Raw genomic sequence first — 12,285 nt, 5'->3', positions numbered from 1 at the left:
GCGGTCAGTACTCCCTGGGTCAGTGGCTTGTGCTCGGCTCGGACCGCCGGCATGTTCGAGGAAGACGAGCCCGTCGCGCTCGCAGCGCACGCCGTAGACGTGTGTCCAAGGCGGCGAGGACCTGGCCCACGAGGTCGTCCGACTTCGTCAGCCAGTGGACGAACACCCTGGTGTCGTCAATGCGGTTCCAGGAATGCCGGACGATGACGCCGATGCGGCGGGGGACTGCGCCGAACGCGCATTCGAGGTAGCCGCTGGTCTCAGCGAGGAGGACGTAGTTGCCGACTGCGGGCCAGACACGCTGCTCGGTCGTGCTGCCGTGGTTCTTGGCCTTCGGCTTCCGTCCGATCAGGTCCGGCAGGAGGAAGGCGAGTCCCATCGTCGCGAGGGCAGCGGCAAAGACGATGAGAATCATGGGCAAGCGGTCTAGAGCATCTTCATCGGCGTGGTTTCCTTCGAGACCACAGTGGAGGGGGAGAGAAAAGACAGGGCGAAGAAGCCACTGGTCAGCGAGTCTCGCTGTAGCCGCACTCGGAGCACGTGTGCGTGACCTTCTTGGTCTTCTTGCCGTCGCGGACGCCGTGGGCGTTCGACTCCATGTCGATGGCGCAGTTCGGGCAGTTCATGGCCGGCTCCTGGCATGACGAGGATGTTCTTCAGCGCCAGATCCGGATCAGCTCCGCTGATCCCTTGTGCTCACTGCCGTCACGGGACGAGCAAGGCGAGCCACGAAGAAGAAAAACGGCACCCCGGCGCAGCTGCTGCCCGAAGACAGAGCGTGCACCGGGGTGCTACAGAAGCCGGAACCGCGGAGATCTCCAGGGGCGCAACGCATGGATCAGCTGCAGTCCTCAGGTGTGCTTACTGGAGTACGCCGGGGATCAGTCGACGCACCACGGGTTCGAACCGGTCGCTCACAGCACATCGGGGGGGGCGTGCGAGGCATTGTCCGGCTGAACCAATGTTGGCCAGACCGGCCCCGGCCGGGTCCCCTGGCCAGAGGCCGGTTTCGCAGCCAGGCATTCAGCCCTTCTAATCTCTCAGATTAATCCGGACGCGGGAGCTCGGTTCCTTTTCTTCCGCACCCTTCGGACTCTCGTCGCGCAGGTGAATACGGACGCGGGAGATGGGTTTGTCGTCGGCCCTTGTGCCGAGGTTGATGCGAACGCGGGACTTGCTCACGGTCGCTCCCTTCGTTCTGAGCGTGGTGACGGATCCGCCACCACGCGGGGCGCAGTGGCCGGTCGTGGCACTTCAAACAGTTCGGCGAGGTGGCACACCGGGCGAGCTGCGCGCACCATGCGGCCGCGGCATCCCTGACCGGAAGCCGGCAACGTCGACGCAGCAGACCGGACGGACGGCACGTCTCGCCGCCGCGGCAGCGGCCGGCTGTCGGTCCCGGCTGGCTTATCGTGGGTCGGCTAGCATGCTGGCCAGCGCGCGGTCCAGGTTCGTGAGAAACCCGGGCGCTTCCGCCTCGCGGCCGTAGGGGACGGCCTTCGCGGTCCGTCGGAGAAAGTCGCCGAGCGCCTGACCAGGCAGGCTCAACTCGGCGCTCCCGTGCGGGGAATCCAGGCGAAGGCACACTGTGTGCGAAGGCAGATCGGTGGGGTCGATGTGCACATCACCCATTCCCGCAGGCCCGCTCAGTCCGTCCCTCAGCAGCTCCCGACCTAGGGTCCACATCACTGGGGTATGGTCGCCGCCCAGGTCGAAGGTGACATCGACGCAGTAGGGAGTGTCCGGCGAGTAGAACAGGCGGACCAGGACACACGCAGCTGCCGGGTAGTTGAGGTGCGCGTAGAACTGCGTTTCCATTCGGTGCTCCGTTGGAATGTTGACCCCAGCGGGCCGGTGCGTTGTCGCGGAGGCGCGCTCAGAGTCTGCGGTGTGGGGCTCTGTCATGCCGGGCCGGCCCGGGCGGCGTGCGCGTCCCGCTCCGGACTGCTACGGGCGGCAGGTGAGCATGGAGGTCGTGCGGCATTCGGGGCAGGTGTGAGCGTCACGGCCTTGAGGAGCGCGCGGACGACGTTGGTACCTTGGGCGCGCCGCGGGTGCCATCGTTGCCGTGGATGATCTCGGCGCGCAGTACCTTCCCGCTGGTCTTACCGACCTGGATGGTGCCGAAAGTGCCGTGCACGCCGCCCGCGTCGTGAGTGATCTGGCGGGTACCTCGGTAGATGCCACAGTCGGATGATGCCGACGGTGTAGGGGTTGGGCCTATCAGGTCGATCGGGTCGGGCGCGGGAACCGGACCTGCCGTCCAGCCGGGACGCTTCGCTTCTCGCGGGGGCTGCGGTTACAGGTGGGGGTTGCTGGCGGCCTCGTCGGCCCAGTCGGCGGCCTCGCGGTCGTCACGGTCCTCGATTTCCGCCGCGAACGCACTCCATCCGCCCATCGCGTTCGCGGCGCTGAGGTAGCCGTGTGCCCACATCGCGACGGCGGTTGTGTCTTCGGGGAAGGCGACTGGTTCGGATGTGCCGTGCCCGGTGAGGTAGAACCTGTGGTGTTCAGCCTCGCTGGGGAACCAGGCGAGGTCGGCGATGACGAATTCAGCCTCGGGGTAGCGTGCGATGACATCTGCGGTGGTCATTCTGCGGTCCTGGTCGTGCTGTGTCGGCTCGTGCCACACGATGAGCAGGTCCGGGTCGTTGGAGCCTTGGCTACGCCAGACTTCTTCGACTCTGGCGGCCGGAGAGGCGCCGCACTGGGCCGAGGGAGTCGTGCTGCGGGGAACCCGAGAGGTCATGATGCTCCTGTTGAGTTGACGGGGTCGCAGGCTGACCGCCCGGGATGGTGGGTGTATCTGGCCACCGGCGGTGCAACACACGCAACAGGGCGTGCTATGAGTGCAGTTGACGTCACGCGGCGAATCTGGTCTTGAGGCAAACGAGGGCCGGCCCCGCACCGATGCGGGGCCGGGTAGGTGCAGGTGGCCCCGGAGCGACTAGCGCGGACCGGGGCCAAAGGGCAGCTGCTCGTCCTGTACGGCGCTGGCCTGCGCGACGGCGACGGGCGCAGCAGCGGCGACCGGGGTGGGGGCCTGGGCCTGCATGTTCTGGTTCTGGGCCTCGGCCTTGGTGACGCGCTCGGCCAGGCGGGCCTGGGTGGTGGCGCGGGACTCCAGGAAGGTGATGTCCTCGGAGATCACCTTGAGGTCGAAGACCTGCTCGCCACCCTTGGCGTACCGGTCCATGCGGAGCGAGAAGCCCACGGCGACAAGGTCACCCCTGTGGATGTTGGCGTAGGGGCCCAGCCCCTGGGTCTGGGCCCGGACGAAGGCCTCGACCGGCACGGCGTCCGAGTCGCGCTGGTTCTGCGCGTTGGTGTAAGCGCGGTCGGTGAAGACCGTAAAGAGGACCTTCTTGGAACCGTCCTTGTTCTCGAAGACCTTGGGGTCGTTCGCGAGGCGGCCGATGAGCTGTCCGTTATTGCGGGGGTTCGACATCAGTTCTTCTCCTCGAGTACAGCACAACGCCCGGATCGACGTCGTCGTCCGCACGCAGTTGGGTTGGGTTGAGCTGAGCTGAGACGTTCAGTTGTCTGTCATGCCACCATCCGGATCAGCTTCGCTGATCAGATGATGTCCTCTTTCAATGCTTCATCCGAATCAGCTGTGCCGATCGAATGCCTTGTCATTCCGAGTCCCGAATCGGCTTCGCCGATCAGGCTCGTGTTCTTCAGTGAGTTACCGGCCACTTCCCCGACCAGACCTCCGGCGTGATGTCCGGATACCCCTCAACTCGGCCTCCGGTTGGTCCGCTCGTGCGGTGTCGCCGACCTCGCAGGCGAGCCGGTAGGAGTGTTCGAGATGGGCGTTCTTTCCGCGGTGGACGACTGCCAGGGTGAACTAAGGTCCGTCTTCAAAGATCATCAAGTTGGCGGATCATGGTGGGGTGATACGCCGCCATGAACTCACCGATCAGGAGTGGGAGTTACTTGCTCCGCTCATACCGCGGGCCGCGACAGGCCGCCCGCGAGTGGAGGACCGGCAGGTCGTCAACGGGATGGTCTACAAGATCCGGACCGGGATCTCCTGGCGTGACCTGCCGGAACACTACGGGCCATGGCAGACGGTCTACACCCGCTTCCGGCGCTACGCGCTGGACGGCGTGTTCACGCGAGCTCTCCAGCAGATCCAGGCCCACGTCGACGCGGCCGACGACATCGATTGGCTCGTCCAGATCGACTCCACCATCGTCCGCGCCCACCAGCACGCCGCCGCAACCGGCCTCATGGGTTCAAGCACAACGGTGGGATTCGAACCCACGAACCAATTGCGCTCCTGGGCGAAGGGGATGCTGATGCCTCTGCAGATCTACTCCCGGATCGACTGCGTCGATCCAGATCAGTCACCTGCCAGCGCCTGCTCGCGATACAGCTCGCCGATCCGGGCAACGGCTCCAGCTGGAGGCTCATAGACGGGCGGCAACTCGCTGATCATGACGTCGAGTTCCCGAGCACCTGGCATTGGCGCGGGCCGCGGCATGGCCTTGCCCTCGGCAGTGTCGAGGAACTGCGAGATCGCGCGCTCGATGCGCTGATTACGAGTCAGCAATCTGTTGATGCCGTTGGCCCCGTCGAGGTCCAGGTCGAGGGTCACCGCCCGGTTGAGTGCCCGGCGCATGCGGTGCTCGATGGTGCGGTGCGCGTTCAGATCGATGGTGGTGTCCTTGTAGCCGAGCAGCACCGCGTCGAAGACGCCCTCGATGCTGTCCGGGAGCTGCCAACCGGGGAGATGCCCGAAGGTGCCGTCCGTCTCGCGGTCGTCGGCGTCGAGCAGATAGTTCCAGTCGTCGCGCCGGCGCTTCCACTCGTCCTTCCGGATCTCCTTCGGTCGGTCAGCCTGATCCTGGTAGTGGTAGTCGGCGAAGACCGGATGACCATCGGCTTCGAGGGCCAGGAGCGTATCGGCGTACGCGCGGTTCCCGGCAAAGGGGTAGGCCAGCCGGCGCGTGCCGTACCCGTCGTCGACCTGACCGAAGACGATGCTGAAGCGCAGCGGATCGTGGAACGTCATGCGGTCATCGAGCCCTGACTGCTCGTCGAGCCAGAGCTTCCGGGCCCTGTAGACGAGATAGTTGTGCAGGGGGCCGCCCATGTCGCGTTCGCGTACCTCGGTGTCGTCGACGACGCGGACGATGTTCCTGGCGATGATGGGTACAGCCAGCTCGCGGAAGACCTCGCGCATGCGCTTGGAGATCAGGCGGGTGAGTTCGAAGAGGTCGGGCGCGTGCGCGGTCAGCCGCAACCCGTCGTACAGCTTGACGCTCATCGGAATTTCCGTTCTCGGGACGCCCATATAGCTGTCAAACAGCTGGAGCGGGGTTGTTTTGAATGATGTGCGTGGCCGGTGTGCTGGTCAGAGCACGGTGGACTTCGCAGGCGACGATTCGCTTGTGGCAGCGAATGATGTCCTTCTTGAACCGCCCGGCCTTGGCCCGGCGTTCGACTTAGGCGCCGGTGCGTCCGTCGAAGCGCATCGGGACCAGCGCGATGGTGTGCAGCGCGTTGGTAGCGGTCCGATCACCGCCGCGGTGAGGCGGTAGAAGTGAGTGCGGCCGGAAGAAGTCGGGATCCGAGCGGCACCGGCGAGGTGCACGAACGCCATCTCGGACCACATGGGTTCGGAATTGTCTTCGGCTGAGGCAGGCATCTGGCCGACGGTCTCGGTGCCGATTCCGAACAGCTCCGGCAGCCTGGGGTCCGCATGCTTGACCGGCGGGCCGATCTCGGCGTCCAGGGCCTGGTGGCGGCGGGTGGTTCACAGCACCCTCACCACCTCGACCACGCCGTCGGGGCTCTCTGATGTGCCGGTGCCCAGCCGGACAGCACGGCCGTCGCAGCGGCGTACATCACTTCGCCTACCATCCGCCCGGTCCGATCCCGCCGTCGAAGATCGGCGGGACCTTGACCAGAGTCAAGGCAGTTCAGCGCCGCGTCGGCCCGGACGGCGCCGACCCGCTCCTCCCACATGACGGGCGAGCCCGCCGGTACCGCATCGACGGCTTCCTGGTGGCCGTTCTCCAGCGGGCCTTCGCCCTGGCCGACGCTCGCCCCGACCTGCTACGCGACGAGCCGTCCGGGACGGCTGCCTGACCGGGCGTGGTGCACATCAGGGCCAGACGGTGTCGAACTCTGGACGCAGATCCGGCCAATCGGCCAGGAAGTGGGTGACCTTGTCGGCAGGCACGACGACTCCGGAGGACTGTGTCAGGAGACGCACGTACTCGACATCTTCGACGACCGCGATGGCCTCCTCCCAGGTGGCATCGTCGAAGGCCTGGAGCAGCCCGTAGCCGGCGTCCGTACGCTCCAGACCGGCGCCCCAGCAGAACTCGCGGTAGGCGTCGGCGTCCAGGGTGGCGGGGGTCACGAGCGCTACCCGACGGATGGTGATCACGCGGTCTCCTCTGTGCTGGGGCGAAGTGAACGGAGCCGCCCTCCGTATTCGGGCACGGCGAGCGGCTCGGCCCGCATGGGCCGGCGACAGGTGTGTGGCTGTGGCGCGTGCGTACCTATAGGGGCCCTGTAACAGCACTTCGGAGGCACTGGTCACCCTGATGAGCGACAGGCCGAGCGTGATTACCCGATACGTGCGCCGGGACCGCGCAGCGCGAGCTCCTGGCAGTGCGCGCCGACCTGGCCGCCCTGTTCAAGGCGTTGCCGTACAGCGTGGAACCGATGGATGCCTGGGCGAGGCCCGAGGGCTACTGGCTTGCTACCTCCCCCGCCCACCCGGACTCTCCCGGTTGGACAGACTCCGAGCAGCAGCAGGTCGCCGAACTGCGGGCGCGGGAGCGGGAACTGGCCGCAAGGATCGTCGGGCATGACTTCTGGAGTGTGATCGCCGAACCGGAACGCGCGGACGCTCGCTCTCAGCTGAGGCACGTCCTCGCAGGCGGCGAAATGCCGGAGGCGTAGCTGATGGAGAGTTCCGAGGCGGGAGTCCCCCGTTGACCAGAACCGCGTCTTCCTATGTCTGTGATCCGTGCTGATACGCGGTCTGAAGCGCCGCTACGGCCTGCTCGTAGGTGTCGGTGTGGGTGTCGATCGTCAGGCGCATACCGCTCCCGGCCGTCCCCTCGGAGCCGGCGCCGTCCTGCGGCAGCCGGAACGGGCCAAGACCCATGTGCCTGCGGCGGAAATCGTCCGCGGCATCGCGCATGTCCTGTGCGCCCTCCCACTCCTCCCGGTACTCCGCATCCGGCAGACGACGGAAACGCACCAGCTCCTCCGCCACGTCGGCCACCCGCTCCGGGTCCGCGACCGGCGCGCGCAGGGCCGTGACCACGGTGTAGAGCAGCACGTCGAAGGAGTTGAGGTTGGTCAGGGCGTAGTACCAGCCCTGGCGTTCCTCCCAGTCGAGCCGAATGCCGCCGCGGCCGCTGGTGCGGCTGACGTCCCAGGCGAGCGTCATGTAGGTGGTCAGGCCGCGCTCCAGGCCGTGGTGGCTGGCCCGGACGGTGCCCGGTGGGATGCCGCGGGCGGTGAGGGCGTCGTCGACGGCCTGGACGTAGGGCCAGTGCGGCATCCCCTGGGGTGCGCCGCGCAGTCCTGGCGGGTCAAGCAGCACTGATCTACCTCCAGCAGGAGCGGTTCGGGGCGGGGGTCATGAGGCGCGGCGGAAGACGGCGGCGGGGCCGATCACTTGGGGCCCGAACTTGGCGCGCACGCGGTCGATGGCGTCTTCCGCGGCGAGGCGGTCCTCGCGCGTGTCCTCGAGGGACAGCTGCCGGGCGACCCGTTCGGCGTCGACGAGGTCCTCGCCCTTCAGCGCGAGTCCAGTCAGCCGGCCGCGCTGCAGAGCGGCGGCGTCGATCAGCTGGTAGGCCGTCGCACGAAGGTCGTCCTCGTGGCCGGAGGGCGCGGCCAGGCGGCGGGTCTTCTCCCAGCTGCTGTTGCCGGCGAACGTGAGGGTCAGGGTGAGGGCGCGGGCGGCCTGGCCGCGGTTGCGCAGCCGGATCCCGAGCTCCACGACCAGCTGGAGGAGAGCGGCGCGGACGGCGGCGCCGTCCAGGGTGTGCTCATCAAAGCGGTAGCGCACGCTCGCGGTGACGGGCAGGGCGCGGGGGACGACGGGGCGCGGGTCGATGCCGCGGGCCCGTTCTGCTGCCGTACGGCCGGCGCGGCCGCCCAGCAGGCGCTGCACCGTCGCGGGCGGGACGGCGGCGAGCAGACCCACGCAGTGGATGCCGCAGTCCCGCAGCATCGCTGCCTGGCGGGGGCCGATGCCGTGCAGGGCGTCGACCGGCAGCGGCCCCAGCCACTGCGCGACCTGATCGGGGGCGATGGCCAGGACGCCGCCGGGCTGCGGAACCTGGGCGGAGGCGGTGGCCGCGACCGCGATCGACGGCCCGATCCCGATCCGGACGTCGACGCCGAGCCGGGACAGGGTGCGGATGCGCAGCACCTCACCCAGCCGGCTCGCGCCCACGCCGTAGTACGGCAGCGCGCCCTTCAACTCCACCAGGGCCGCGGTGGGCGGCAGTGCCTGCACCACCGGCGACAGCTCGGACATCTGCTCCAGGACCTGACGGTAGGACTCTTCCGGCAGCCGGTCCGAACAGCGCACATGCATCACCGTCGACGCACTCGGGCTCCTCTGGCCTGCGCTCATGACACACCCACCTCCTCCCTCTCATGTTATCGAACTACCATTCGAACACGCGAGGGGTGTGGTCCCTCGCGGGACTGGAACGGAACGTGCTGTGACTGAGCGTTCTAGGGCCCGTCTTCAAACGGATCAAGGCCGGCCGTCGGCGGCTGGTCACCCTCCTGCGGCCGAAGGCGCCAAGGATGGCCGAGTGGCTGGTCGAGGAGATCTTTGCCGCGCTGGACGAACAGACCGTGACCGTCCCGGGGACCGATGCGGCCGCGCTGATCGTCCCGAGCCTCGCCGCCTCACTGACGGCCGTCCTTGACCAGCGCAACTGCTGGCCGGACGGATCGAGGAACTGCTGCATGACCACCCTCTTTCGAAGGTCCTGACGTCGATGCCGGGAGTCGGCGTCAGGACCGGAGCCCGCATCCTGATCGAGGTCGGCGACGGCAGCAACTTCCCGACCGCCGGCCACCTCGCCGCCTACGCCGGACTCGCCCCCGCAACCCGCAGTTCCGGGTCCTCGATCCGCGAAGAACAGTCCTCCAGGAGAGGAAACAAGCAGCTCAAACGGGCTTCATCTGACAACCCATATGGCGTACTCCGGGTCGCCGCGCTCCACCCTTCACGCTTCCGTGAGAGAACGGGTATGACGGCAGGAGTGCGCGCGTGGGCGAGTTCGAGAACAATGCAGCGATGCAGCGCTGGCTAACTCACACATTCGACGTGCTAAGCAGGGACGCGCTTTGGACGCGGCGGCTTGGGGGCAGCCTGGAGCCCGACGAGATGAGCGAAGCTGCGGAGTACGGCGCAAGGCTGCGCAACGGGTGGCTGCACCTCACCAGCACAGAGGCGCTGAACCAGGTCGAGGTATACCTAGTGCGTCGTGTTGGCAGAGCGGCACGGCAAGCTATGCGGTACGGCCTCGATGGCGCCCCGACCGAGCCGAACAGACTCGTGAGGAAAGTGCATCGCATCATCGCTGACCTGAAAAGGATGAGTGAAGGCGAGGCAGCCGAGCTACAGCGACAGGTCGACAGTCTGCGAGCCGCAGCGAGAGCTACTGGTGACCTATCAGACCGCGCGAGATGCTCTCTGCTTTTCCTTGCCTCCATGGTTGCGCTATTGATCGGGCTGCCGGACTACGCCGCAGCGATGTGGGCGTGGTTTCTTGCAACGAGGTGCGGACAAGTCGTCCTCGGGCTCAGTGACGGCGGGGAGGGTGGGGGGTGACTCCCCCTCCTCACTCACCTGAGGCTCGGGAGATGCTGCGGCTGTCCGACACATGACGACGAGCCGCGACTGCGAGCACTGCGAGGGGCCGATGCCGATCACCGCTCGGCCGCACGCACGGTTCTGCCGGCCGGCGTGCCGCGCGGCCGCGCACCGAGAAGCACGCACGATCCCGGCCGAGCTCACGAGCCGGCCGCTGTGGATCCGGCGCACCTCGCGGAAGGTTCCCGTCGCCGTCGACGGCTCGGTCGCGAGCAGCACCGACCCGGCGTCCTGGTCGCGGTAGCGGAACGCCTCGGCGAGTGACGCCGGCGTCGGGCTCGGGTTCGTCCTCGACGGCGACGGGCTGCACGTCTGGGGGCACGGCGGCCTGCAGCACGGCAGGCGCATCACGGTCGACGGCGTCTCGGTCGAGCTGTACGGCGACGGCCGGTACATCGCGGTCACGGGGTGGACGTTCGGCGGCACGCCGCAGCGCCTCGGCGATCTGCAGCAGTGATCGACCTGCTACTGCCCGCTTGATCCACTCGGGGGCGTTGCAGTTCCTGTGTCAGGCTCGGCGGCTGGAGGTTCGACAGCGTCGGCTTGTGTCTCATTGCGCTTGTGCAGATAGGAGCGTCCAGTCATAAGTGCCATGACCAAGCGCGCGTCGAGTCGCCGAACGGGGTCTTGGTGCCAGAGCGCTGTGACGACCGCTGCCCCGTACAACAGGACGACGACGGCAGCGAGAGATGCCTCAATCCATAGCAGTTCCGGAACGAAGACCGTCGTCGTCGCTAAGCCGACGGTTGATACCCCCAAGAAGATGCGACTCGGGGTGCCGGGGCCAGTTTCATCTTTCGGGGTCTCGTAGTAACTGCGGTCCCTCGATCGCAACGGCCGTCGCCGGGCCGGTTCTGGCGGTTCAGGTGCCATCACTTCGCGGAATGCGTCGGCCGCATCGAGGGCCACCAATGAAGCGATGAGCCACCACCAGCCCGATATATCCGCTTCCTGAACAGCGGTCCAGACCAGCAACGCCGCAGGAATGGCTACCAACAGCCACAGTGCCGTGCAGGCCACTCGAACTCTCAAGCTCCAGCGCATTCATCCCCCGTAACCGTGTGCGACCGGGCGCTACCCCAGAGTTCATTAGTTCAGCGCCTGGCCGCAGCTATGTCGAGCGATGGCCAAGGATTGGAGGCGTCATGGCAGGCAACGGCCCGCCCCCGAAGGTTCGCAAGGTTCGGCGCAACGCCGACACGGTGCCGTCGACCGTGCTCAGGTTCGAGCGCGCCGAGGCGCCCGAGCTGCCCGACTTCCGGATCGAGCGCGACGGCGACCTCGTCGAGTTCGTGTGGCCTGAGCGCACCCGCGAGTGGCGGCCGCGTTGCGGGAGCGAGCGGTCGGTTGAGCGGTGGCGCCGGGCCTGGCGCGAGCGCGGCGAAACCGGCTTGTTGTCGCTGGGCTCACCAGGCCGGCCGAAGCTCAGCGAGATCCAGTTTGCGCGGCTGTAGCGGGAGTTGAGCGCGGGACGCTGGCGCACGGGTGGTCAGATCAGCGGTGGACGCTAGCACGGGGAAAGACGCTGAATGGTCTTCAGAGACCGTGCTTCTCGTGGTCGTAGGGCTCGTTCGGCCGGTGGACCTCGCTGCGCACGACGGGCGTGGACCCGTCGGTCGCCGGGCGCTGAGTGCCCGGCGACCGGCTCTGGGTGCTGATCTCACGGGCGATCCAGAGGATGCAGGCGACGATGGCCAGCACGATGCAGAGGAACGCCAGGCTCTGCAATGGCGTCAGGGGGTTCATGGAGGAGTTCCTTTCGGAGAGTGGAGCGTGGGAGCCGCCGACTCGCAGGATTCGGCGAGGGTGTGGCCGCAGGAGAGGTAGGCGATCTCGTACAGCGGACCCTGGCCCCAGTCCGGATCCCAGTTCTCGGGCGGCAGGGCGGGTTCGACGGTGCATGTGACGATGTCGCCGGCTCACTCCTGCCCGGCTCGCTGGTCTCGTCGTAGGAGCAGAAGGGTCACCGGTCTGTTCCTTAAAGTTCAGCGCTTCCACGGATACGGGGCCGGGCGCAGTTCCGACCCGCGCCCGGAGGATGAGCCGTTGCCGGCTGCATGACGGCTAGCTTTCAGGCATGGACAAGAGCGACGAGCAGCTCCTCGACTTCGACAAAACAGAGATCGACTGGCGCCCTGAAAGGGCGGCCGCGGCACTTGCTGGCCCGTATGCGGACATCTACCGCAACCATCTGGCAGTCGCCCGGTGGGCCGACGATTGTGCCAAGCGGTACCAGGCGAGCAACATGGCCGCCGCGTCCCCCGAGCACCGGGACGGGTTCGTGGAGGGATTTCTGTGGATGGCCGCCTTCTTGCGGCAGGGCGATCTGCTCCCTGACGGTGACCTGCTGCAGCAGGACAAGCCGGGACTTCCAGACCGGGACAGCACGCCCGATTCGTAGAGTGACG

16 protein-coding genes and 1 pseudogene are annotated in these 12,285 nt (G+C 67.2%); 8 read left to right on the top strand and 9 right to left on the bottom strand.

What is annotated here, in order from left to right; translation table 11 throughout:
• Positions 1-19 precede the first annotated feature (19 nt).
• The 4 genes from AB0D34_RS08320 to AB0D34_RS08305 all read right to left on the bottom strand — a co-directional run bounded on the left by AB0D34_RS08320 (position 20) and on the right by AB0D34_RS08305 (position 3,448).
• A complete protein-coding gene (locus AB0D34_RS08320; RefSeq protein WP_362658367.1) occupies positions 20-415 on the bottom strand; it encodes a hypothetical protein in 396 nt (131 codons plus the stop codon).
• Between the two features lie 992 nt (positions 416-1,407).
• Complete coding sequence (locus tag AB0D34_RS08315) at positions 1,408-1,818, bottom strand: SsgA family sporulation/cell division regulator (RefSeq protein ID WP_362658364.1); 411 nt, start codon at positions 1,816-1,818, stop codon at positions 1,408-1,410.
• Positions 1,819-2,299: 481 nt separating this feature from the next.
• On the bottom strand, positions 2,300-2,593 hold the full coding sequence (locus AB0D34_RS08310; RefSeq protein ID WP_362658361.1) for a hypothetical protein: 294 nt from the start codon (positions 2,591-2,593) through the stop codon (positions 2,300-2,302).
• A 354-nt stretch (positions 2,594-2,947) separates the two neighbouring features.
• The gene (locus AB0D34_RS08305; RefSeq protein WP_362658358.1) at positions 2,948-3,448 is read right to left on the bottom strand and encodes a single-stranded DNA-binding protein; all 501 of its coding nucleotides are present in this window, start codon (positions 3,446-3,448) and stop codon (positions 2,948-2,950) included.
• 448 nt (positions 3,449-3,896) lie between these two features.
• On the opposite strand from AB0D34_RS08305, the gene AB0D34_RS08300 reads away from it, so the two are divergent.
• The gene (locus AB0D34_RS08300; protein ID WP_362658355.1) at positions 3,897-4,421 is read left to right on the top strand and encodes an IS5 family transposase; all 525 of its coding nucleotides are present in this window, start codon (positions 3,897-3,899) and stop codon (positions 4,419-4,421) included.
• Here the strand turns inward: AB0D34_RS08300 and AB0D34_RS08295 are convergent.
• Complete coding sequence (locus AB0D34_RS08295) at positions 4,349-5,275, bottom strand: hypothetical protein (RefSeq protein WP_362658352.1); 927 nt, start codon at positions 5,273-5,275, stop codon at positions 4,349-4,351. The genes AB0D34_RS08300 and AB0D34_RS08295 overlap by 73 nt on opposite strands.
• Before the next feature lie 635 nt (positions 5,276-5,910).
• On the opposite strand from AB0D34_RS08295, the gene AB0D34_RS08290 reads away from it, so the two are divergent.
• Positions 5,911-6,099 (top strand): hypothetical protein, encoded by a 189-nt coding sequence (locus AB0D34_RS08290; RefSeq protein WP_362658349.1) that lies wholly within the window; start codon positions 5,911-5,913, stop codon positions 6,097-6,099.
• A 16-nt stretch (positions 6,100-6,115) separates the two neighbouring features.
• On the opposite strand, the gene AB0D34_RS08285 is transcribed toward AB0D34_RS08290, so the two are convergent.
• Entirely contained in the window at positions 6,116-6,403 is a 288-nt protein-coding gene (locus AB0D34_RS08285; RefSeq protein WP_362658346.1) for a hypothetical protein, read from the bottom strand.
• A gap of 227 nt (positions 6,404-6,630) precedes the next feature.
• On the opposite strand from AB0D34_RS08285, the gene AB0D34_RS08280 reads away from it, so the two are divergent.
• Positions 6,631-6,924: a nucleic acid-binding protein gene (locus AB0D34_RS08280; protein WP_362658343.1), complete on the top strand. Its 294-nt coding sequence runs from the start codon at positions 6,631-6,633 to the stop codon at positions 6,922-6,924.
• A gap of 52 nt (positions 6,925-6,976) precedes the next feature.
• Here the strand turns inward: AB0D34_RS08280 and AB0D34_RS08275 are convergent, their stop codons facing one another.
• Together AB0D34_RS08275 and AB0D34_RS08270 are read right to left on the bottom strand one after the other, a co-directional pair.
• Positions 6,977-7,576, bottom strand: coding sequence for a DUF6292 family protein (locus tag AB0D34_RS08275; protein WP_362658340.1), 600 nt, complete (start codon positions 7,574-7,576; stop codon positions 6,977-6,979).
• A 36-nt stretch (positions 7,577-7,612) separates the two neighbouring features.
• Positions 7,613-8,620 carry a hypothetical protein gene (locus tag AB0D34_RS08270; RefSeq protein ID WP_362658337.1) on the bottom strand — a complete coding sequence of 336 codons (1,008 nt, stop codon included), beginning with the start codon at positions 8,618-8,620 and terminating at the stop codon, positions 7,613-7,615.
• Between the two features lie 128 nt (positions 8,621-8,748).
• Here AB0D34_RS08270 and AB0D34_RS08265 point away from each other — a divergent pair.
• The 4 genes and pseudogenes from AB0D34_RS08265 to AB0D34_RS08250 all read left to right on the top strand — a co-directional run.
• Positions 8,749-9,179 (top strand): annotated as a pseudogene (locus AB0D34_RS08265) (transposase); the annotation flags it as partial.
• A gap of 92 nt (positions 9,180-9,271) precedes the next feature.
• The gene (locus tag AB0D34_RS08260) at positions 9,272-9,835 is read left to right on the top strand and encodes a hypothetical protein (protein ID WP_362658335.1); all 564 of its coding nucleotides are present in this window, start codon (positions 9,272-9,274) and stop codon (positions 9,833-9,835) included.
• A 52-nt stretch (positions 9,836-9,887) separates the two neighbouring features.
• Positions 9,888-10,121: a hypothetical protein gene (locus AB0D34_RS08255; protein ID WP_362658332.1), complete on the top strand. Its 234-nt coding sequence runs from the start codon at positions 9,888-9,890 to the stop codon at positions 10,119-10,121.
• Positions 10,122-11,022: 901 nt separating this feature from the next.
• The gene (locus AB0D34_RS08250) at positions 11,023-11,331 is read left to right on the top strand and encodes a hypothetical protein (protein WP_362658329.1); all 309 of its coding nucleotides are present in this window, start codon (positions 11,023-11,025) and stop codon (positions 11,329-11,331) included.
• An 82-nt stretch (positions 11,332-11,413) separates the two neighbouring features.
• On the opposite strand, the gene AB0D34_RS08245 is transcribed toward AB0D34_RS08250, so the two are convergent.
• The gene (locus AB0D34_RS08245) at positions 11,414-11,623 is read right to left on the bottom strand and encodes a hypothetical protein (RefSeq protein ID WP_362658326.1); all 210 of its coding nucleotides are present in this window, start codon (positions 11,621-11,623) and stop codon (positions 11,414-11,416) included.
• 331 nt (positions 11,624-11,954) lie between these two features.
• On the opposite strand from AB0D34_RS08245, the gene AB0D34_RS08240 reads away from it, so the two are divergent.
• The gene (locus tag AB0D34_RS08240) at positions 11,955-12,278 is read left to right on the top strand and encodes a hypothetical protein (protein ID WP_362658323.1); all 324 of its coding nucleotides are present in this window, start codon (positions 11,955-11,957) and stop codon (positions 12,276-12,278) included.
• The last annotated feature ends 7 nt before the right edge of the window (positions 12,279-12,285 follow it).

The sequence above is a fragment of the Streptomyces sp. NPDC048420 genome (genome assembly GCF_040651535.1).
In the GTDB taxonomy this organism is placed as follows: Bacteria; Actinomycetota; Actinomycetes; order Streptomycetales; family Streptomycetaceae; genus Streptomyces.
The sequence above is the reverse complement of the archived record's forward strand: the minus strand, read 5'-3'. Positions and strand labels throughout refer to the sequence as shown.

Excerpts from the sequence above, each read along its gene's own strand:
- AB0D34_RS08315 (WP_362658364.1), bottom strand. The coding sequence starts at position 1,818 with ATGGAAACGCAGTTCTACGCGCACCTCAACTACCCGGCAGCTGCGTGT.
- AB0D34_RS08310 (WP_362658361.1), bottom strand. The coding sequence starts at position 2,593 with ATGACCACCGCAGATGTCATCGCACGCTACCCCGAGGCTGAATTCGTC.
- AB0D34_RS08270 (WP_362658337.1), bottom strand. The coding sequence starts at position 8,620 with ATGAGCGCAGGCCAGAGGAGCCCGAGTGCGTCGACGGTGATGCATGTG.
- AB0D34_RS08250 (WP_362658329.1), top strand. The coding sequence starts at position 11,023 with ATGGCAGGCAACGGCCCGCCCCCGAAGGTTCGCAAGGTTCGGCGCAAC.
- AB0D34_RS08295 (WP_362658352.1), bottom strand. The coding sequence starts at position 5,275 with ATGAGCGTCAAGCTGTACGACGGGTTGCGGCTGACCGCGCACGCGCCC.
- AB0D34_RS08255 (WP_362658332.1), top strand. The coding sequence starts at position 9,888 with ATGACGACGAGCCGCGACTGCGAGCACTGCGAGGGGCCGATGCCGATC.
- AB0D34_RS08240 (WP_362658323.1), top strand. The coding sequence starts at position 11,955 with ATGGACAAGAGCGACGAGCAGCTCCTCGACTTCGACAAAACAGAGATC.
- AB0D34_RS08320 (WP_362658367.1), bottom strand. The coding sequence starts at position 415 with ATGATTCTCATCGTCTTTGCCGCTGCCCTCGCGACGATGGGACTCGCC.
- AB0D34_RS08245 (WP_362658326.1), bottom strand. The coding sequence starts at position 11,623 with ATGAACCCCCTGACGCCATTGCAGAGCCTGGCGTTCCTCTGCATCGTG.
- AB0D34_RS08305 (WP_362658358.1), bottom strand. The coding sequence starts at position 3,448 with ATGTCGAACCCCCGCAATAACGGACAGCTCATCGGCCGCCTCGCGAAC.